General features: G+C 67.6%; 15 protein-coding genes. 7 read left to right on the forward strand and 8 right to left on the reverse strand.

From position 1 onward, the window contains the following. Positions 1-25: 25 nt before the first annotated feature. Together ribB and aroC are read right to left on the reverse strand one after the other, a co-directional pair. Positions 26-1,336 carry a 3,4-dihydroxy-2-butanone-4-phosphate synthase gene (gene ribB / locus J5J86_RS02365; protein WP_209103301.1) on the reverse strand — a complete coding sequence of 437 codons (1,311 nt, stop codon included), beginning with the start codon at positions 1,334-1,336 and terminating at the stop codon, positions 26-28. Positions 1,337-1,403: 67 nt separating this feature from the next. Further along, positions 1,404-2,513 carry a chorismate synthase gene (gene aroC / locus J5J86_RS02370; RefSeq protein ID WP_209103303.1) on the reverse strand — a complete coding sequence of 370 codons (1,110 nt, stop codon included), beginning with the start codon at positions 2,511-2,513 and terminating at the stop codon, positions 1,404-1,406. Between the two features lie 270 nt (positions 2,514-2,783). Between aroC and J5J86_RS02375 the strand changes: the two genes are divergently transcribed. Beyond that, complete coding sequence (locus J5J86_RS02375) at positions 2,784-4,100, forward strand: hemolysin family protein (RefSeq protein WP_209103305.1); 1,317 nt, start codon at positions 2,784-2,786, stop codon at positions 4,098-4,100. A 209-nt stretch (positions 4,101-4,309) separates the two neighbouring features. On the opposite strand, the gene J5J86_RS02380 is transcribed toward J5J86_RS02375, so the two are convergent. Continuing rightward, entirely contained in the window at positions 4,310-4,585 is a 276-nt protein-coding gene (locus J5J86_RS02380) for an exodeoxyribonuclease VII small subunit (protein ID WP_209103306.1), read from the reverse strand. 199 nt (positions 4,586-4,784) lie between these two features. Between J5J86_RS02380 and J5J86_RS02385 the strand changes: the two genes are divergently transcribed. Together J5J86_RS02385 and hisG are read left to right on the forward strand one after the other, a co-directional pair. After that, positions 4,785-5,933, forward strand: coding sequence for an ATP phosphoribosyltransferase regulatory subunit (locus tag J5J86_RS02385; RefSeq protein ID WP_209103308.1), 1,149 nt, complete (start codon positions 4,785-4,787; stop codon positions 5,931-5,933). Then, complete coding sequence (gene hisG, locus J5J86_RS02390; protein WP_209103310.1) at positions 5,933-6,913, forward strand: ATP phosphoribosyltransferase; 981 nt, start codon at positions 5,933-5,935, stop codon at positions 6,911-6,913. Before J5J86_RS02385 ends, hisG begins: the two co-directional genes overlap by 1 nt. Here hisG and J5J86_RS02395 read toward each other — a convergent pair. Then, entirely contained in the window at positions 6,877-8,091 is a 1,215-nt protein-coding gene (locus J5J86_RS02395; RefSeq protein ID WP_209103312.1) for an acyltransferase family protein, read from the reverse strand. The genes hisG and J5J86_RS02395 overlap by 37 nt on opposite strands. Positions 8,092-8,317: 226 nt before the next feature. Here J5J86_RS02395 and pepN point away from each other — a divergent pair, with 226 nt between their 5' ends. The 3 genes from pepN to J5J86_RS02410 all read left to right on the forward strand — a co-directional run bounded on the left by pepN (position 8,318) and on the right by J5J86_RS02410 (position 12,480). Beyond that, the gene (gene pepN / locus J5J86_RS02400) at positions 8,318-10,951 is read left to right on the forward strand and encodes an aminopeptidase N (protein WP_209103313.1); all 2,634 of its coding nucleotides are present in this window, start codon (positions 8,318-8,320) and stop codon (positions 10,949-10,951) included. Between the two features lie 190 nt (positions 10,952-11,141). Beyond that, positions 11,142-11,408 carry a hypothetical protein gene (locus J5J86_RS02405; RefSeq protein ID WP_209103314.1) on the forward strand — a complete coding sequence of 89 codons (267 nt, stop codon included), beginning with the start codon at positions 11,142-11,144 and terminating at the stop codon, positions 11,406-11,408. 130 nt (positions 11,409-11,538) lie between these two features. Further along, complete coding sequence (locus J5J86_RS02410) at positions 11,539-12,480, forward strand: LysR family transcriptional regulator (protein WP_209103316.1); 942 nt, start codon at positions 11,539-11,541, stop codon at positions 12,478-12,480. Here J5J86_RS02410 and J5J86_RS02415 read toward each other — a convergent pair. Beyond that, the gene (locus J5J86_RS02415) at positions 12,450-13,001 is read right to left on the reverse strand and encodes a formaldehyde-activating enzyme (protein ID WP_209103317.1); all 552 of its coding nucleotides are present in this window, start codon (positions 12,999-13,001) and stop codon (positions 12,450-12,452) included. The genes J5J86_RS02410 and J5J86_RS02415 overlap by 31 nt on opposite strands. A gap of 237 nt (positions 13,002-13,238) precedes the next feature. Here J5J86_RS02415 and J5J86_RS02420 point away from each other — a divergent pair, with 237 nt between their 5' ends. Next, entirely contained in the window at positions 13,239-15,554 is a 2,316-nt protein-coding gene (locus tag J5J86_RS02420; protein WP_209103318.1) for an ATP-binding protein, read from the forward strand. A gap of 48 nt (positions 15,555-15,602) precedes the next feature. On the opposite strand, the gene J5J86_RS02425 is transcribed toward J5J86_RS02420, so the two are convergent. From J5J86_RS02425 to J5J86_RS02435, 3 genes are all read right to left on the reverse strand, one after another. Beyond that, positions 15,603-18,503 (reverse strand): bifunctional [glutamine synthetase] adenylyltransferase/[glutamine synthetase]-adenylyl-L-tyrosine phosphorylase, encoded by a 2,901-nt coding sequence (locus tag J5J86_RS02425; protein ID WP_247657923.1) that lies wholly within the window; start codon positions 18,501-18,503, stop codon positions 15,603-15,605. A gap of 197 nt (positions 18,504-18,700) precedes the next feature. Further along, positions 18,701-20,101: a sensor histidine kinase gene (locus J5J86_RS02430; protein WP_247657927.1), complete on the reverse strand. Its 1,401-nt coding sequence runs from the start codon at positions 20,099-20,101 to the stop codon at positions 18,701-18,703. Between the two features lie 52 nt (positions 20,102-20,153). Beyond that, the gene (locus J5J86_RS02435) at positions 20,154-20,870 is read right to left on the reverse strand and encodes a response regulator transcription factor (protein WP_274706665.1); all 717 of its coding nucleotides are present in this window, start codon (positions 20,868-20,870) and stop codon (positions 20,154-20,156) included. Positions 20,871-21,138: the final 268 nt, after the last annotated feature.

Below are 21,138 nucleotides of genomic sequence, written 5' to 3' on the forward strand. Positions count from 1 at the left end.
GCACGCGCGTGTCACAAAGACGGCATCAGGCTTCCAGCGGCTCGGTCTCGACGATCTCAATACCGAAGCCGGCGAGACCCACATAGGTGCGGGTCTTGGAGGCGAGGAGGCGGATAGACACCACGCCCAGGTCTCGCAGGATCTGCGCGCCAAGTCCGATCTCGCGCCAGTGGCGATCACGCTCGGCCTCGCTGGCGGTCTTTTCGGTCTCGCCCACGGCGGTAGCGGGGACGCCCGCGGTTCCGTCGCGCAGATAGACCAGCACACCGCGCCCCTCGGCCTTGATGCGCTCCAGTGCCTTCTGCACCGACTTGGCGCCGCCAAAGGCATCGCCGATGGGATCGGCCCGGTGCAGGCGCACCAGAACGTTCTCGCCATCGCCGATCCGACCATAGACCACCGCCAGGTGGTTCACGGACTCGAACGGCGTGACGAAGGAAAAGCCCTTCATCTCGCCGATGACGGTGGGCACGGGGAATTCGGCGGAGCGGGTGACGAGCTTCTCGCGCGCCTGACGATAGGCGATGAGGTCCGCCACCGAAATGCGCACCAGGTTGTGCTTCTCGGCGAAGGCCGTCACCTGCGGGCCGCGCTGGACGGTGCCGTCATCATTGACCAGTTCGGCAATCACGCCCACCGCCGGCAAGCCGGCGAGGCGGCACAGGTCCACCGCCGCCTCGGTATGTCCGGAGCGCATGAGCACGCCGCCTTCCTTGGCGATCAGCGGGAAAACATGGCCGGGACGCACGAAATCAGCGGCGCCCATATTGGGATTGGCCAAAGCGCGCACGGTGTTGGTGCGCTCCTCGGCGGAGATGCCGGTGGTGGTGCCGTGCTTCACGTCCACGGAGACAGTGAAGGCGGTGCCCATGGGGGCATCATTATTGGCCACCATGGGCTCAAGGCGCAGGCGCTTGGCCTCGGAGGGGGGCAGCGGCGTGCACACGATGCCGGACGTGTTGCGGATGACGAAAGCCATCTTCTCCGGCGTGGTGAGCGAGGCGGCGAGGATCAAGTCGCCTTCATTCTCACGATCGTCGTCATCGGTGACGACCACGATGTCCCCCCGGGCGATGGCCTCAATGGCGGACTGGACGCGGGACTGGACAGTATCGGTCACGGGCAAACCTCGGATGCGGGGGGCAGGCAGGCCGAGAAGGTCGTTCGGGGTCACGGCGTGACCCGTCGCCTCCGCGATCCGCTCGGCGGTCTCGCGGGACACCCAGGCGCGCGCATCGTTGCACAGGGCCGTCACGCTGGCAGGGGACAGCCCCACCTGCCGGGCGAACGCGCTGCGCTTGGTTCCGGTGCTTTCGAGCCAGTCCGCGAGCTTCATGCCCGGACGCTAGCAGAGGGCAATTTCAGTCTCAATGAAATTTTTGAAAAATTCAGCGTGATTAAAATCATCCCCCGAACGGCCAGTGCGGCGTGATTCCCACCTGCCCGCGATGGCGCAGCACATGGTCAGCCAGCACGCACCAAAGCATCGCCTCGCCCACCGGCACGGCGCGAATCCCCACGCAAGGATCATGGCGACCCTTGGTCATCACCTCGGTCTCGGCCCCGGTGCGGTCCACCGAGCGGCGCGGCGTCAGGATGGAGGACGTGGGCTTGACCGCGAAGCGCGCCACCAGGGGCGCCCCGGTGGAAATGCCCCCGAGCACCCCCCCGGCATGATTGGACAGGAAGACCGGCCCATCCGGCCCATGGCGCATTTCGTCGGCATTGTCCTCGCCGGTGAGGCGGGCGGCATTGAAACCTTCGCCGATCTCCACCCCCTTCACCGCATTGATGCCCATGAGGGCGGCGGCGATATCAGCGTCGAGCTTGCCATAGAGCGGTGCGCCGAGGCCCACCGGCACACCTTCCGCCACCAGTTCCACCACTGCGCCGATGGAGGAGCCGCTCTTGCGGATGCCGTCCAGATACTCGGTCCATAACGGCACAGTGGCGGCGTCCGGGCAGAAGAAGGGGTTGTTCGGCACCTCGTCCCAGTCCCAGCGGCTGCGGTCGATGGCGATCTCGCCGATCTGAACCAGCGCGCCGCGCACGGTCACGCCCGGCAGCACCTTGGCCGCCAGCGCGCCGGCAGCGACGCGGGTTGCCGTCTCGCGGGCCGAGGAGCGGCCGCCGCCGCGATGATCGCGCAGCCCATATTTGGCATCATAGGTATAGTCGGCATGGCCGGGGCGGTAGCTGCCGGCAATGTTGGCATAGTCCTTGGAGCGCTGGTCCACATTGTCGATCTGGAGCGCCACCGGGGTTCCGGTGGTCACCAGCACGCCTTCCTCCTGCTCCAGCACGCCGGAAAGGATGCGCACCTCGTCTGGCTCACGACGCTGGGTGGTGAAGCGCGACTGTCCCGGACGGCGCCGGTCGAGCGCCGCCTGGATCTCGGAGAGGGTAAAGCGCAGGCCAGGCGGGCAGCCATCCACCACGCAGCCGATCGCGGGACCGTGGCTCTCCCCGAAGGTGGTGACCCGGAACATGTGACCGAAGGTGTTGAAGGACATGAACGCCTGCCGAAAGCCGGATGAACCGACGCTCTCCTAGAGCGCTCCGCGCCCTTTGGGCAATGTTTTGTTCCGCAGGCCCGGTGCGCAAGCCGCCTGACCCGTCGGCCGGATGGGCTTCGCCAGGGTGCCCAGAGGCATGAAACTCTGAAGCCGGCATCGTCGCAAAAGTGTCAAGATCAAGCGGCGGCGCGGTTTTTCCTGCGGCGGGCTTCGCGTTTCGCCCTCCGGCTGTGATATGGAGGGAGGGCACAGGTCACTCTTCAAGCCATGCCGATAATAGAAATCCTGATCGTACTCCTGCTCGTTCTTCTCAATGCGGTTCTTGCCGCTGCGGAATTGTCCATCGTTTCGGCCCGCCCCGCCCGGCTCCGGAATCGGGCGGATCGGGGGCACAAGGGAGCCCAGGCCGCACTTGCGCTCGGGGCAGAGCCGGGCCGCTTCCTGTCCACCGTCCAGATCGGCATTACCCTCATCGGCATCCTGGCGGGCGCCTTTTCCGGCGCTAGCCTCGGTGCCTATCTGTCCACGGCCCTGCAGGAGGCCGGCCTTGCCCAGGCGGCGGCGGATGGCGTCGGCTATGCGCTCGCCGTGGGTGGCATCACCTATGTGTCGCTGGTCATCGGCGAGCTCATCCCCAAGCGCCTCGCCCTCCAAAATCCCGAGGCGCTCGCCTGCGTGATGGCGCCCTTGATGGTGCGCCTGTCCAAGGTGGCCGCGCCGGCGGTGTGGCTGCTGGACGCGTCCACCCGGCTGGTGCTGCGCCTGCTGGGCGAGAAGGGCCGCAGCGGGGAAGGCGTCACCGATGAGGAAATCCGCGCCATCATCACCGAGGCGGAGAATTCCGGCGTCATCGAGCCCGCGGAACGGCGCATGATTTCGGGCGTGATGCGCCTCGCCGACCGGCCGGTCACCGCCATCATGACCCCGCGTCCCGACGTGGAATGGGTGGACATCTCGGCCAGCGCCGAGGAAATCCGCGACACCTTGCTCCAGACGCCGCACAGCCGCCTGCCCGCCTGCGACAAGTCACCCGAGGAGACCGTGGGAATCATCCAGGCCAAGCGTCTGCTGGACTCCTACCTCCAGGGCGAAACGCCGGACCCGCGTGCCTTCGTTCAGCCGGTGCCTTTCGTGGTGGAGACGGTCGGGGCACTGGAAGCCATGCGCATCCTGCGCGGCGCCGACGTGCCCATGGGCATCGTGGTGGACGAGTATGGGGACATGGTCGGCGTGGTGACCGGCTACGACCTGCTGGTGGCCATCACCGGCTCTATCTCCGAGGAAGACACACACGACGAAGTTCATGTGGTGCGGCGGCAGGATGGTTCCTACCTGATCTCGGGAGAGACGCCCGTGGACGAGATGCGCGAAGTGCTCGACGTGGAACTGCCCTCGGATCGGGGCTTCCATACCATTGCCGGCTTCGCCCTCTCGCAGACTAAGGAATTACCGTCGGTGGGCACCGTATTCGACGCCTATGGCTGGCGCTTCGAGATCGTCGACATGGACGGCCGGCGTATCGACAAGCTGCTGGTCTTCCGCCCGCCGGTCCTCCACCGCCAGAAGGTGGTGGGCGAGGAATAAGGACAGGGCAGAGGCGCAGGACGCGACAAGAGCGCGGGCATGCCCAATGGCATGCCCGCGATCACGCCCCGCCGCATCTGCTTTCCCAGTCGGGCAGATTTGGCGGAACAAACGGTGTTTATCCACAGGATCGCGATTCGCTCGCCTCCTGTTCCCGCTCTGGCCCACCGGCGCGGCTTCACCTGTCCCGATCTGGCACAGACAGCCCCTCAGGCCGGATCGAGGGGCGCCGTTCCGCTCGGGCGGCCGTCCGCATCGCGCACGATGGTCTCGACGCGGGCCTCCGCCTCCTTCAGCAGCGCATCGCACCGTTTCTTGAGGGCCTCGCCGCGCTCATAGATGGCGATGGATTCTTCCAGCGGCACATCGCCCCGCTCCAGCCGCTGGACGATGGCCTCCAGCTCGGCCAGCGCCGCCTCGAAGCTGAGGCCGCCGACGGCCGGAGCCTTGCCGGCCTTGGCCGGGGCAGTGGGGATTTCGGCCATGGGCATCTCCTCCAAGTGGCGGACAGGCGTCCGCCGAATCCAACCAAATCGGGGCGCACCATAGCCTGATCGCCCGCCCCTCTCCATCGAGGCGGCTCCGCGCAGCCCTCTCCCGCGCCCGCCGGGGTGGTGGCGGGGCGCTGCCTTTGCTAGAAGCCGCGCCAAACGCACGTGCACTCCCACAGGGCGAAGACATCCCATGGCCGAAGCGCCGCAGAGCCCCCTCCCCCCGCGCGACACCCGCGCGCTCGACGACGCCCTGCTGGCGCGGTTCGCCGCCGCCGGCTATGCGCCGTGCGATCCGCCCATCCTCCAGCCGGCCGACGTCTTCCTGGACGTGTCGGGCGAATCCATCCGCCGCCGCCTGTTCTTGACTGTGGATGCGGACGGGCGGGAACTGTGCCTGCGGCCGGACCTGACCATTCCCGTCGCCCGCGAGGTGATCGCCCGCAACCAGCCGCTGCCAGCGGCGGTGAGCTATCTCGGCCCGGTCTTCCGCTTTCGTGGCGAGGCCTCGGGCGAGTTCCGCCAGGCGGGCGTAGAATCCTTCGGCCGCACCGACACCGAGGCGGCGGACGCCGACATCCTGGCTCTGGGCCTTGAGGCGTGCGCCCTCTACGGCCTGCCTTCCCCGAAGATCCGGCTGGGCGATCTCGGCCTGTTCTCGGCGCTGCTGGAGGCCCTGCCCCTCGCCCCGGCCTGGAAGCGCCGCCTCATCAAGGATTTCGGCCAAAGCCGGCTCGATGCCGACCTCTCCCGCCTGGGCGCGCCCCGCGCCAATGGCGGCACGGTGCCGAGCGGCGTGCTGAACGCGCTCGCCGGCAGCGACCCGGAGGGCGCCCGCGCGCTCATCACCGATCTGCTCTCCATCGCAGGCATCAATACGGTGGGCGGACGCTCGGTCTCCGAGATTGCCGCGCGCTTCCTGGAACAGGCGACGCTGGATGCGGGCGCCGGCCTGCCGGCCGAGACTTCCATGATCCTCGCGCGCTATCTGGCCATTTCCGGCGACCCGGACAGCGCTTCCGCCGCCTTGCGGGCGCTGGCGGGCGATGCGGGCATCGACCTCAACGCCGCCCTCGACCTGTTCGACCGCCGCACCGGCTTCTTCACCGTGCACGGCATCGAGCCCGCCGACATCGCCTTCTCCACCGCCTTCGGCCGGCCCATGGACTATTATAGCGGCATGGTGTTCGAGCTGGACGACCCGCAGGAGCGGATCTCCGGTCCCCTGGTGGCGGGCGGTCGCTACGATCCCCTGCTGGCGCGCATCGGCGCCGGGCGGAGCGTGCCGGCGGTGGGATTTGCCGTTTGGGTGGAACGGCTCGCGAACCTGGAGGCGCGCTGATGAGCGAGACCTTGATCCTCGCCGTGCCCTCCAAGGGCCGGCTTCAGGAAAACGTGCAGAACTTCTTTTCCCGTGCGGGCATGCCCCTGCTGCAGGCGCGGGGCGCCCGCGACTATCGCGGCGCGCTAGGCGGCGTCGCCGACGTGGAAGTGGCCTATCTGTCGGCTTCCGAGATTGCCGGCGCGCTCGCCTCCGGCTCCGCCCATGTGGGCGTGACCGGGGAAGATCTGGTGCGGGAGAACATCCCCCAGGCCGAGACCCGCGTGACACTGCTGCAGAAGCTGGGCTTCGGCCACGCCAATGTGGTGGTGGCGGTGCCCCAGGCCTGGATCGACGTCTCCACCATGGATGACCTGGACGACGTGGCCGGCCATTTCCACAGCCGCACCGGCCGCCGGATCCGGGTGGCGACCAAATATGTGAACCTCACGCGGTCCTTCTTCGCCCGCCACGGCATCGTCGACTACCGCATCGTGGAGAGCGCCGGCGCCACCGAGGGCACGCCCGCCGCCGGCTCCGCGGAATTGATCGTCGACATCACCACCACCGGCGCCACCCTTGCGGCCAATGCGCTGAAAGTGGTGGATGACGGCGTCATCCTGCGCTCGGAGGCCAATCTGGTGGCCTCCCTCACCGCCCCCTGGACCATGGGCGCGCGCGCGGCGGCCCGCGCCATGTTCGACCGCATGGCAGCGGAACGGCGCGCCCGCACCATGCGCGAGGTGCGCACGCGCTTCGAGCAATGCGATGCCAGCCTGGTGGAACGGGCGGTGGCGGATTTCCGCTGCGTGGCGCCGTTTGGCGGCCCCACCTCCTCCGGCATGCTCACCTTGCACTGCCCGCCGGACACCTTGCATGGCCTTGCCACCTTCCTGCGCGCCCATGGGGCGAGCATGGTGACGGTGGCGCCCATCGAATATGTGTTCGCCTCCGACAACCCGCTCTACGAGGCTCTGGAGGCCCGCCTGTCGGGCCGCTGACGGGCGAGGCCATAGGCGCGGCGCACCTGGACGCCGCGCTCCAGACGCTCGGCCATGCGGTTGAAGCGCACCTGCGCCGGGCGCTCGACGCGGGCATGGGTGAAGGCGGAGAGGGCGAGAACGGCGGTAAGGATGGCCGCCAGCAAAACGAGGCTGGCAGGCGTGCTGCCGAGATCGTAAAGCGCCTTGGCGTGCCCCTCCACCAGGACCTGCCGCTCAAGGCCCAAGCCCAATAGGCCCGCCACCGTCCAGGCGAGGAAGGCCGCCACCATCAGCACCCATTGGTGGGTCATGTAGATGGAGTAGGACCACGCCCCGAGCCGCGCGAACGGCTTGGCGAGAAGCAGCCGCGAGACCGCTCCCTCCTGGCGGGCGAACACCAGAACCGCACCGGCAAAAACCACGGGTGCGGCGAGGCTCCAGGGCGCCACCTGGTCGGGCCCATGGCCCGCCACCACCACGAAGCCCGCCACCGCGCCCACGGAGAGGAGCTCCAGCATGCTCGCCGCCGGGAGCCGCATGCCGCAGATGCGCGCGTGCAAGTGATAGGCCGCCACGCCCAGGAAGAAGCCGGCGACGCAGCGGAACAGGCCGAAATCGGCCGTGGAGTTCATATAGGTGGGGGACGCCACGGCCAGCACGCCGATGCCAGCGAGCGAGAGCAGAAGCGCCGCCGCCCATAGCCGCCGGGCTACCAGCACCACCACCGCGCCGAACAGCAGGTAGGTGTAGAACTCCGCCCCGATGCTCCAGCTCGGCGCATTCCAAGACATGCCATGGAGGTTGGCCGCGTTCAGCAACGCCAGATGGATGGGAATGGAGACCAGGGAATATTCGCTCGGCATCACGGTGAGAGCGAACCGCTCCGGGTGCGGCACCAGGTTGACGAGGCCGATAAAGACCACGAAGGCCGCCAGCATCGCCGCGTGCAACGGCCACAGGCGCCCCAGCCGCCGCACCACGAAGCTGCGCCAATGGGCGAGCGTGCCGAGCCTGTGGCCATAAGCGTGGCAGACCACGAAGCCGCTGAGGACAAAGAAAAAGTCCACCAGCAGGTAAGCATTCGAGACGAGCCGCACGTCGGTCAGCGGCGAGACGAACACGAAGCAGAAATGGAACAGGACCACCAGCAGGGCGCAGATCCCACGCCACGCATCCAGCGCTTCAAAACGATCCATGCGGTTCACCTCCGCTCTCCTGAATTGCGGCGGTGCGAAGGGGTTCCGAAAACACCCATGAGACGGGCGGGCGGCAGATGGACGCTCCGCGCAGGACAGCGGTAAAGGGTGCGGTCGGCAGGCGTGGGCCTAGCGCTCTTCCGCCCGCGCGTCTGAGGTCCTAAAGTCGGCGCAGATTGAAAGACGGCGTGGCCGCAGGGTGCCCCGCCGTGGCCCGGAGTGACCGATGCGTGATGCCGAACCCCGTCCCGTGCGCCTTGCGGACTATCGTCCGCCGGACTGGCTGGTGGAGACCGTGCATCTGGATGTCAGCCTTCACCCGGAGGCCACCCGCGTCGTCTCGCGGCTTGCGCTGGTGCGCAATGCCAAGGGCCGGCCGGGCGCGCCGGTGGTGCTGGATGGCGACGGCCTGACGCTGGTGCGCGTGGCCATCGATGGGCTTCCCACCACGGGGGGCGCGTTCGAGGCCAATCCGGCCGCGCTGATCATTCCCCATCCCCCGGCCGATCGCTTCGTGCTGGAGGTGGAGACCCTCATCGACCCCACCGCCAACACCCAGCTCATGGGGCTCTATCGCACCTCAGGCACCTATTGCACCCAGTGCGAGCCGGAGGGGTTCCGCCGCATCACTTACTTCCCCGACCGAACGGACGTGCTGGCGGTCTACACCACCCGCATCGAGGCGGACCGGGACGAAGCCCCCATGCTGCTGGGCAACGGCAATCTCATCAAGAGCGGACCGATCTCCGGCACCAACCGGCATTATGCCGTCTGGCACGACCCCTGGCCCAAGCCCAGCTATCTGTTCGCCTTGGTGGGCGGCAAGCTCTCCAAGGTGCCCGGCCATTTCGTGACCGCCTCCGGCCGGCCGGTGGATCTCGGCATCTATGTGGAGCCGGGGAAGGAAGCGCGGGCCGCCTATGCCATGGACGCGCTGCGCCGCTCCATGCGCTGGGACGAGACCGCGTTCGGGCGCGAATACGACCTCGACGTGTTCAACATCGTCGCCGTCTCCGACTTCAACATGGGGGCGATGGAGAATAAGGGGCTCAACGTCTTCAACGACAAATACGTGCTGGCGAGCCCGGAGACCGCCACCGACGCGGACTATGCCCATATCGAGGCGATCATCGCCCACGAATATTTCCACAACTGGACCGGCAACCGCATCACCTGCCGCGACTGGTTCCAATTGTGCCTGAAGGAGGGCCTCACGGTCTTCCGAGACCAGGAGTTTTCCTCCGACCAGCGCTCGCGCCCGGTCAAGCGCATCGCCGATGTGCGGCTACTCAAGGCGCAGCAATTCACCGAGGATGGCGGGCCGCTCTCCCATCCCGTGCGGCCCGATCTTTATCGGGAAATCAATAACTTCTACACGGCCACCGTGTATGAGAAGGGCGCCGAGGTGGTGCGCATGCTGCGCACCCTTCTGGGCGAGGACGGCTTTCGGGCCGGCATGGACCTCTATTTCGACCGCCATGACGGGGACGCCGCCACCATCGAGGACTTCCTCGCCTGCTTCAGCGAAGCGACCGGCCGCGACCTGACGCAATTCTCGCTCTGGTATACCCAGGCGGGCACGCCCAAGGTGCGGGTGGAAACCCAGTATGACCCGCAGGCGCGCACCTATCGCCTGGATGTCACCCAGGCGACGCCGCCAACGCCGGGCCAACCCGATAAGAAGCCGGTGGTGATCCCGCTCGCGGTGGCGCTGCTCGGCCCCAATGGCGATGCCCAGCCCCTCATCCTCGCCGATGGCACGACGGTGGAGACAGGCGTCCTGGAAATCAGCGCGCCGCACCAGACCTTCACCTTCACCGGCCTCGGGGTCCGGCCCGTGGCCTCGCTCAATCGCGGCTTCTCGGCGCCCATCAACCTGGAAGTGGACCTCACCTCGGAAGACCTCGTCTTCCTTGCCGCCCATGACAGCGATCCCTTCAACCGCTTTGACGCCATCCAGGGCCTCGCCTTCGATCTGCTGAAGCGCGGCGCCCGCGAAGGCACCTTGCCCCCCGCCGATGCCCTGCTCCACGCCGCCGGCCTGCTGCTGGCGGACCCTGCCCTCGATCCCGCCTTCAAGGCCCAGGCCCTGGCCTTGCCGGGCGAAAACGAGATTGCCCGCGAGTTGGCGACCCTGGTAGACCCCGATGCCGTCCTGAAGGCCCGCCGCCAATTGAAGCGGGCGGTGGCCGAGGCATTGGCGCCGGCCTTTGGGACCACCCACGCCGCTCTCACCTCCGGCGCACCCTATTCGCCCGATGCGACGGCCGCCGGGCGACGCGCCCTGCGCAACCTCTGCCTCGATTATCTCACAGTCCCCGGCACGCCGGAGGCGCTGGAGCGGGCGCGGGGGGAATATCTCGCCGCCGACAACATGACCGACCGCTTCGCGGCGCTCGCCGTGATCGCCCAGCATGACAGCCCCATCCGCGCCGAGGTGCTGGAGGACTTCCATCGCCGCTATGAGCGTGACCCCCTGGTGATCGACAAGTGGCTGAGCCTCCAGGCCCAGATTCCCGAGCCGGGCACGCTGGACCGGGTTCGGGCGCTCACCTTGCTGCCCTCCTTCTCCATGACCAATCCCAACCGGGTGCGCGCCCTCATCGGCGCCTTCGCCATGGGTAATCCCACCCAGTTCCACCGGCTGGATGGCGCTGGCTACGACTTCCTGACCGACGTGGTGCTGACGCTGGATGGCACCAATTCGCAGGTGGCCTCCCGCATGCTGTCCGCCTTCAAGACCTGGCGGCAGATGGAGCCGCGCCGCGCCGCCCTGGCCGAGCGTGCCTTGCGCAAGGTGGCCGACACGCCGGGCCTTTCGCCGGATGTGGCGGATATCGCCTTGCGTTCGCTGGGATAAGCCGGCGCCGCCGAAGCGCGTCGCCGCCCGCTCTGCCGGAAAAAGCGGCGGGAATGGGGATCGATTGCTGCCGAAACCGGCAGAGTGTGCACCGCAAACTGCGCATTATCGCAGCGCGGCTTGGGACCTATCTTCCCGTCATCGAAGGCGCCGGCCTGGCCGGCTCCCACCCTGACAAAGGATAAGTCCCATGCGTTACCTCACCATCGCCCCCCTGGCCCTTGCCGCCGCCATTGGCTTTGCCTCCATCGCCCAGGCCGACGAATATACGACGGAGCAGAACAAGGACAATTACGCGGTGGCGGCCCAGACCGGCCCCGCCTCCGAGGCGGCTCCGCTGGCTTATGCCACCCCCGCCCACCAGGCCAATCCGCTCGCCCAGATGCCGGCGCCCCAGCCCACGGCCGCCGACCAGATCAACTTCAAGATTGGCGACCGCGGCCTCGGCGGCAACTGAGCGGCCGCGCGACGGGTCACCCCTGAGAGCGCGAACTTGTGAATGAGGGGCGGCGGTCCGATCGGGATCGCCGCCCCATATGCATGGCATCGGCCGGCGCGCGTCACGCTCTGCCTCTGGAGGCCCCCTCATGTCCCGTCTCGATGATGTGGAAGTGTTCCTGCGCGTGGTGGAGCGCGGCAGCTTCAATGGCGCGGCGGAGCAATTGGGTATGCCGGCCACCTCCGTGAGCCGGAAGATCAAGGCCCTGGAGGATCGGCTCGGCGTGCAACTGCTGCACCGCACCACGCGCAAGGTGTGGCCGAGCGAGGCGGGGCAGGCCTATTACCGCAAGTGCGTGGACGCCATGGCCGCGCTCGACCATGCGGACGCCGCCATTCGCGCCTTGACCCAGGAGCCGGAAGGGCCGCTGAAGGTGCTCATCACCTACGCCCCGGCCATCCTCATCCTGGAGCCGGAACTGGCTACCTTCCGCGCCCGCTATCCCAAGGTGCAGCTGCACCTCACGCTGGACAACCATCCCCTCGACCTGATCGAGCACGGCTTCGACGTGGGCGTGCGCACGGGGCCGGTGCGCGATTCCAGCTATCATGTCCGCCGGTTGGGCCAGCAGAACCTGTCCTTGATAGCGAGCCCCTCTTACCTCGATCGCCGGGGCCGCCCCATGCACCCCTCCGATCTCGCCGGGCATGACCTCATCGCCATCCGCAGCCATCCGGGGCCGCTGACCTGGGACCTGGACGGGCCGTCCGGCCCCGTCTCACTGAAGATCACGCCACGCATGGTCACCAATGACGCCATCATGGCCTTGCGGCAGACCATTGGCGGGGCGGGCATCCTGATGATGTCCCGCTGCCTCGCCCGCCGGCGGCTGGATGCCGGCGAGCTTGAGGATGTGCTGCCCGACTGGCAGCGCCAGGAACCCCTCGACACCGTCGCCCTCTTTCCCGCCCGCGCCACCTTGGACCTGAAGGTCCGGGTGTTCGTGGACTTCATGGTGGAAGCCTATCAGCGCTGGCTGCGGGCCGACGGGGCATCGGCTCAGTATTCCACCACGCCGTCCAAGGCGTAGTGCTTGACGGTCTTACGGTTGGCGATCAGCTCGTCCACCGTCGGCTCGCCTTTGAGCGCGCGGGCGATGGCGAGCTTGGTGGCCTCGTAATTGGTGCGGTAGAGGTCCGCCTTGTCGAGATTGGGATCCTCCGGGCAGCGGGGATCCAGCCAGATCATGATGATCATGCAAATCTCATCCAGCCCCTCGCGGGGCAGGATGCCCTCGATGATGCAGTCGATGATGGCGTCCCCAGTGGCGCCCTGCACCACCCCGCCCAGCAATTCCACATATTCGGCCGTGTGGATTGTGGCCTTGGTGGTCATCATGGTGGCCGGGCGCACCAACTGGTTCAGGTCGCGCACCACGAACATGCGGGTGTGCCCCTGCACCTGTCCCATCATGGAAGCGAAAGCGGTGCCGGCCGGCCCGCGCACCGATCCGATGAGCACTTCGGGCATGGCATCTGTGAACTGCCCCTCGGCGGCAAGCACGGTGGCTTCGCCGGTTCGGAACCAGATGTCGGCAGCGGAGTGAGGCATGGCGAGACTCCTTGAGAGACGGAGATTTCTGCCTACAGCGTGCGAGCCCGAAAATCAGGACGGTCCCCGCAATTTTTCGCCTCTTGACTCCCCCTGACTCTAGACAACGCACCCCCGATTCGATTCCAATCGGCCTTGATTCGGAGAGATGCGGCACGTCCCTCCAAGTCGAAAGAGGACGATAGGTCAAGGGGTGTGGCAGCCCTGAGGCCGGACAATCCGGAGAGGAGGCCGGCGATGGCACGCGCCAACGCTGCGAGCGCTGGCGTGCGCGGGCAAGCCATTGGTGGTTTGGCGCAATCCGTAGCACGTCCCGCCTATCAGCGGCTGCTGGAAGCCGAGCCCTTCCTGCGTCGCGTGGTCCCGGCTCTTATCGTAACCTTCCTCGGCGTGATCGGCGTCGGCGCGGTGGTGCAGGTGCACGCCCAGCGTCAGGCCGCCATCGACGCCGCCAAGGACGACATTGCCCTTCTTGCCCTCGCCACCGCCGAGAGCCTTGGCCAGCGCCTGGGCGGCACCGTCGTGCGCGCCCAGGCCGCGCTCCAGGACAGCCTGCCGCCCCGGGCGACGCAGGAAGGCCGGCGCGTCTATGTGACCGACCCCAATGGCCGCGTCATCGCCTCGGCGCCCGCCGGACTGCCTGCCGCGAAGACCCTGGCGGATATTCTCGACCCATCGCAGCCCCTTACCGTCTTTGCCGAGCGCGCTGGCGTGCTGGAGGTGCCCGTCAATGGCGAGGACGCGCTCGCCACGGTGCGCAACCTCAATCCGCCGCTCGGCCAGATCGTGTATGTACAGCCCGTCAAGCGGGCGCTTTCCGTCTGGTCCGAGAGCACCACCCTCACCATCACCCTCTTCACCACCACCGGGGCGGTGCTGCTGATCCTCGGCTTCTCCTTCCACTGGCAGGCGAGCCGGGCGCGGGAGGCGGACCACATCTATGACACCGTGCGCATGCGCATCGACACCGCGCTCAATCGCGGCCGTTGCGGCATGTGGGACTGGGACATGGCCCGCGGGCGCATGTACTGGTCCGACACCATGTTCGAGATTCTCGGCCTTGAACGACGGGACGAACTCCTGTCCTTCGGCGAGATCGCCAACCTCGTCCATCCCGACGACGGCGACCTGTACGAACTGGCCCAGGAACTGGCCGACCGGCCCGGCGCCTCGGTGGACCGGGTGTTCCGCATGCGCACCGCGCGCGGCGACTATGTGTGGCTGCGCATGCGCGCCGAGGTGGTGCAGCAGGCGGGCGAAGACGGCCCGCACCTGATCGGCATCGCCATGGACGTGACCGAGGCCCAGCACATGGCCGAGCGCACGGTCACCGCCGACATGCGCCTGCGCGACGCCATCGAGAGCATCTCTGAAGCCTTCGTGCTCTGGGACAGCCAGAACCGCCTCGTGCTCTGCAATTCCAAGTTCCAGACCCTGCACGAGCTGCCCGACGAGGCCATCGTCGCCGGCACGCCGTTCGACACCATCGCCACCGTGGGTCGCCATCCTGTCACCCGCACCCCCTTGAAGCCGGAAGACAAGCCCGAGGAAGGCTCGCGCGCCTTCGAGGCCCAATTGTCCAACGGCCGCTGGCTGAAGATCGCCGAGCGCCGCACCAAGGATGGTGGCTACGTCTCGGTGGGCACCGACATCACCCCGCTCAAGCGCCATGAGGAACGCCTCATGGACAATGAGAAACGCCTGATGGCGCTGGTGGCGGACCTGCGCAAATCCCAGCAGACCCTGGAGCACCAGGCCCAGCAACTGGCGGAGCTGGCGGAGAAGTATTCGGAAGAGAAGAACCGCGCAGAAGACGCCAACCGCGCCAAGAGCGAGTTCCTGGCCAATATGAGCCACGAGCTGCGCACACCGCTCAACGCCATTATCGGCTTCTCCGAGATCATGGAGAGCGGCATGTTCGGCCCGCTGGGGTCGGACAAATATTCCGAATATTGCACGGACATCCGCACCTCCGGCACCTACCTGCTCGACGTCATCAACGACATCCTCGACATGTCCAAGATCGAAGCCGGCCGCATGCAGCTGGAGCTGGAGGATGTGCGCCTGGACGAGATCGTGGCGGATGCCATGCGCGTGATGGCGCTGAAGGGCGAGGAGAAGCGCCTCGTCATGACCGCCGATACCAGCGAGGGACTGGCTTTGCGCGGCGACAAGCGCGCGCTGAAGCAGATCCTGCTCAACCTGTTGTCCAACGCTGTGAAATTCACGCCCGAAGGCGGCAAGGTGGCGGTGCGCGCCCGCATCAATGGCGGGGCGGCGGTGATCGCCATCGAAGATACCGGCATCGGCATCCCGCAGGATGCCCTCGCCAAGATCGGCCGGCCGTTCGAGCAGGTGGAAAGCCAGTTCACCAAGACCCACAAGGGCTCGGGGCTGGGCCTGGCCATCGCCAAGTCGCTCACCGAGCTCCATGGTGGCGCCATGCGCATCCGCTCCACCGAAGGGGTGGGCACCTCGGTGGTCATCCGCCTGCCGCTGGACGGGCGCGCCGCCAATGCCAACGAGGCCCCGCGCCTGACCGCGGTGATGTGAGGGCACCCCGGCCCTCTTGCAGGCAGAACGCGAGCGAACCGAAACGTCTTATTCGGCGGCACCCTCGAATATGCGGGTGAAGATTTCCCGAACCTTGGCCTGCGTTTCTCCGAGATCGGCATCCAGGGTGGAGAAGTCCGGCATCTGGCCGGCACGGGCAAGAAGGGCCCGCAAGGCCGGGCTCACTTCGCCGGTCAAGGCGTGCGTGTCCAGCGACAGGCGCAGCACCTGGGTGAGGTCCTGGTAGAGGCCACAGGCCTTGGAGAGCGTCTCCACATCCGCTGTCTGCAACAGGCCGAGCCAGCCGGCCACCGCCAGCACCCGGGCTGTCGCAGTATCGACGATCTCGGGGTAGGTAGCGGCGTTCACCAGAACCAGATACTGGGCCAGGAATTCCACATCCACCTGCCCGCCCGCCGCGTGCTTCAGGTTCCAGCGATCGCTTTCGCCCTTCTCGGCGGCGATGGCCCGGCGCATGTCCAGAATATCGCCCGCAATGAGGCGGCGATCACGGGGGCGGCTGAGCACCTGGAGGATGCCTGCCTCCACCCGCTCGGCAAAGCCGGCGGTGGCGGCGATGACCCGAGCCCGGGTGAGCGCCATATGCTCCCAGGTCCAGGCTTCCGTGCGCTGGTAGCCCTCGAAGGAGGCAAGGCGCGTCGCCACCGGACCGGCGCGGCCGGACGGGCGCAGGCGCAGGTCCACGTCATAAAGCTTGCCCGCATTGGTCAGGGCCGTGAGCGCAGAGACCAGGCGTTGGGTGAAGCGGGCGAAATAATGGGGTCCCACCAGCGGGCGCGGCCCATCGGAGGCTACGCCCGCATCGCCCTCATAATCATAAAGCACGATGAGATCGAGGTCGGAGCCGGCGGTCATCTCCCGCCCGCCGAGCTTGCCCATGGCCACCACAGCGGTGGCCGCGCCGGGAATGGCGCCATGGGTTTCCACGAAGCGGGCGAAGACACGCTTGTGCAGGGCGCGGATGATGACGTCGGCCAGCGCCGCATAGGCCTCCCCCGCCCGCTCGGCCGCCAGCGTGCCCGAGACGATGCGCACGCCGATGAGCACATGCTGCTCCTGCCGGAAGCGGCGGGCGCGGTCCAGCTGGTCCTCGTCATTCTCGGCCGTGTCGAGGAGCGCATCGAGGCGCCGCTCCAGCGTGGCGGCATCGGGCAGAATGTTGAAGAAGGCGGGATCGAGCAACGCATCCAGCAAGGAGGGCTGGCGCGCCAAGGTCTCGCCTAGGCGTGGCGCCGTGGTGAGCACATTGGCCAGCAGTCGCACCAAATCGGGATGTCGATGCAGCGCCGGCAGGATCTGGCTGCCCGATAGGTCGGTCAGGAAGCGGTCCATGGCCACCAGCGCCCCGTCGGGATCCCCCCCGCGGGAGAATTGCTCCAACAGCAGCGGCGCGATGGCGGCGAGGTGCCCGCGCGCCGCCTCGCTTTTCAAGGCGCGATAACTGCCCGCGAGCCATCCGCGCACCCGCGCGCTCGCCTGCGCCGGCTCGCGAAAACCGAGGCGCGCGAGGGCGGCGAGGGTTGCGCGGTCGTCCTGGTCGGCGGGAAAGATCAGCTGGCCATCGAGGGCGGCGGGAGGCGGGGCGTCCTCGAACAATTGGGAATAATGGTGCTGGACGCGGGTCAGCCGATCCACCAAGGCGGCGGCGAAGGCGTCGCGGTCGGGATAGCCCATGAAGCGGGCGAACTGGGCCAGCGCCTCCGCCTGCTCGGGCAGCACATGGCTCTGGGCGTCCGCCACCATCTGGATGCGATGCTCCACCCGGCGCAGGAACACATAGGCGTCCGCGAGATCGTCCCGCACTGCCGAATCGATCCAGCGGTCCGACACAAGCGCATCGAGGGCGGTCAGGGTGCGCGGGGAGCGCAAAGTGGGGTCGCGCCCGCCGGCGATGAGCTGCTGGGTCTGGACGAAGAATTCCACCTCGCGGATGCCGCCGCGCCCGAGCTTCACATTGTGCCCTTCCACTGCCACCACCTCGTGGCCGCGAAAGGCATGGATCTCGCGCTTCATGGCATGGACATCGGCGATGGCCTGATAGTCCAGCACGCGCCGCCAGACGAAGGGGGAGAGCTCGGCAAGATATGCGCGCCCCACCTCCAGGTCGCCGGCCACTGCCCGCGCCTTGATATAGGCCGCCCGCTCCCAGGTGGCGCCCTCCCGCTCGTAATAGGCGAGGGCAGCCGCAGTGGAGAGAGCGATCTGGGTGGAGCCGGGATCGGGCCGCAGGCGCAAATCCACGCGCAGCACATAGCCATCGCCCGTGCGCTCCTGGAGCATGCGCACCAGGCCCTTGGTGATCTTCACGAAAAAGGGCGAGGGCTCGACGCCGTCCTTCAGGGGCGCCACGTCCCGGTCATAGACCACGATCAGGTCGACGTCGGAAGAGTAGTTCAGCTCACGGGCGCCGTGCTTGCCCATGGCGATCACCGCAAGGCCGCAGCCCCGCGCGGGGTTATGCGGATCGGGCGCCAGGAGACGCCCCTCGGCCGCAGCGTCCCGCAGCAGGAAGTTCAGGGCGCTCGAAACGGCGGTATCGGCAACATCGGTCAGCGCGCCGGTGACAGCGGCCAAATCGAACACGCCGCCAATGTCGGCAAGCGCAATCACCAGCGCCGCCTCCGCCCGCATGCGGCGCAGCGCCCGCATGGCCGCGTCCTCATCGGGCGCGGAGGCGACAGCGGCACCACCTTCCGCCACCAATGCCGCGATGCGCGCATCGGGCGCCGACTCCAGAGCGGCGACAAGGCGCATCGGGTCGGTCCGGACAACCTCCAGAAGGAAGGGCGAGGCCTCGGCAATGCCCAGCAGCACCCGCCGGGCCAGAGGAAAGGCCTCGAAAGTCTCTTCCACCGCAGCGCGGCGGTGCGCGTCCAGCCCTTCGAGCACATGTTCCAGGCGAATGGAGGCGCCGGCGGGATCGGCCACGACCGGGCCTTCCCGCATCAGCGATGCGAGGCCGGAGGGAAGGGTCGAATCCGTTGCGTCGCAGCGATCCATTGCCTTCCTAAAGGGCACGATGCAACGGGGGTGTGCAAGCCCTTACCGGCGCGATCCTTAAAGGAGATCACACAAGATTGCGCGGCCCCGAAATGCACGCGTAACAGGCAGAAACGAGGGCAACCTCACGTAACGGCAGGCCGCACCGGAAGATGCAGGCAGACGCGCAATCCCGGCGCCCCATCCTCCAGCACGATGCGCCCGCCATGGAGCCGCGCCACCGCCGACACCAAGGACAGGCCAAGCCCAGATCCAGGCCGGCTGCGGCTGGCATCGAGCCGCACGAATCGCTCCAGCACCCGGTCACGGTCCGAGGCGGGAATACCCGGTCCCGTGTCTCGCACGCCGATCACCGCCTCGTCGCCCTCCCGCCGCAGCGTCACCTCGATGCGGCCGCGGCTGCCATCGGCCGAAGTGCCATACTTGATGGCATTGTCCACGAGGTTCGCCAGCGCCTGGGCCAGCAATTCCCGCACGCCATGCACGTCGACCGGCTCGGTCGACACCGTCAGGTCGAGCCCCTGCTCATCCGCCAGCGGCTCGTAGAGCTCGGCCACGTTCTCCACGATGGCGGCGAGGTCCAGGTCCACCATGTTGCCCCGCGCCTGCCCGGCTTCCGCGCGGGCGATCATGAGCAAAGCGTCGAAGGTGCGGATGAGGCCGTCGCTCTCCTCAATGGTGGTCTCCAGCGCCGCCCGCCATTCCGCCTCGCTGGAGGCGTTGCGCAAGGCCTCCTCGGCGCGGTTCCGCAGGCGGGTGAGCGGGGTCTTCAGATCGTGGGCAATATTGTCGGAGACCTCCTTCAGGCCACTCATCAACGCCTCGATGCGGTCGAGCATGGCATTGAGGCTGTGGGCGAGGCGGTCGAACTCGTCGTCGGTGCCGTCCACCGTCAGGCGGCCCGAAAGATCGCCGGCCATGATGACTTCCGAGGTGGCGGTCATGGAATCGATGCGCTTCAGCACGCGCCGCGTGACGAAGAAGCCGCCCACGAGGCCGAGCACCAGGATGACGGCCAGCGCCCCCTGGGCCGGCCGCACCACCATCTGGCGCAGCGTGTCGCGCTCCTCAATGTCTCGGCCCACCAGCAGGCGGAAGCCGCCGGGGAGGATGAAGACCTGAACGAAGGCGAGATTCTCCTTCGCTCCCGGCTCTTCCGAGCGGCGATAGGGGGTAAAGCGCGTGCCGGGCTTGTCCAGGAGGCCGAGCGGCAGGTCCGAAACGTTGGAAGCCAGCACCTCGCCATTATAGGTGGCCAGAAGATAGATGGACGAGCCCGGCCGCCGGGTCCGCCGGTCGATGACGAAGACCAGGCGCTGGATGCCGCCGATGCGATATTGCTCGGCCAGCGCCCGCACCTCCGTTTCCACATTCTCCGCCACCTGCGCCTCGATGAGCTGGCGGGTGTGCCAGGCCACATAGCCGATCATGAAGACGGCAAAGAGGGCGAATATGACGAGATAGGCGGCCAGCAGCTTGAAGGCCGTGGTGCGCACCAGCCGGAACATGTCGCGCCGCGCCTTCATGGCCGTCGCACCTCATGTGCCGCGCGGTGGGCATGGGGGCCTCGCGCGCGGCTCACCTCAGGCCTTCTCGCACCATGTAGCCGGCCCCGCGGACCGTGTGCAGCAGCGGCACGTCGAAGCCCTTGTCGATCTTGGAGCGCAGGCGCGAGACATGCACGTCGATCACGTTGGTCTGCGGATCGAAATGATAGTCCCACACATTTTCCAAGAGCATGGTGCGCGTCACCACCTGCCCGGCATGGCGCATGAGATATTCCAGCAGGCGGAATTCGCGCGGCTGGAGGGGAATGTCCTTGCCCCCCCGGCTCACCCGGTGGGCGAGACGGTCCAGCTCCAGGTCGCCGACCCGATAGACGGTATCGGCCGCATGGGGCGCCGCGCGGCGGGACAGGGCCTCCACCCGCGCAAGCAGCTCGGTGAAGGCATAAGGCTTGGGCAGATAGTCGTCGCCGCCGGCCCGCAACCCCACCACCCGGTCGTCCACCTGGCCGAGCGCGGAGAGGATGAGAACGGGCGTGGTCTCGCCCCGCGCCCGCAATTCGGACACCACGGACAGGCCGTCCCGCCGGGGCAACATGCGATCGACCACCAGCACGTCAAAGCGGCTGTCGAGGGCCAGACTCAGCCCTTCTTCTCCGTCGGCGGCATGCTCCACCACGTGCCCGGCCTCGCGGAAGGCCTTGCGCAGATAGTCTGCCGCATCGCGGTCGTCCTCGATGAGGAGCAGGCGCATGGCGAACGGATCACCCTGATCAAGATTCGTCGACATCGCAGTCTATAGCCCATCTCCGGAGGGTCTGCCGTGAAAACGAAAATGGCGCGGAGAGCGAGAGGCTCCCCGCGCCGGCCAAACCGGGGCGGCATTGGGCGACGGAAGCGCCACCTCGGCTCGACGGGAGCCGGATCCGAGCAGGGCGAATCGCGAGGCGATCCCCCATGCTCGGTGAATCCGTCTCTTCTCAGAGAGACCGCGCAGCGCGCGAAACCCGGATCGGCTGAGGGGGCAACCCGCCTCCCGCTCCACCAAGGCGGAAGCG

The organism is Aquabacter sp. L1I39, assembly GCF_017742835.1.
Lineage (GTDB): Bacteria > Pseudomonadota > Alphaproteobacteria > Rhizobiales > Xanthobacteraceae > L1I39.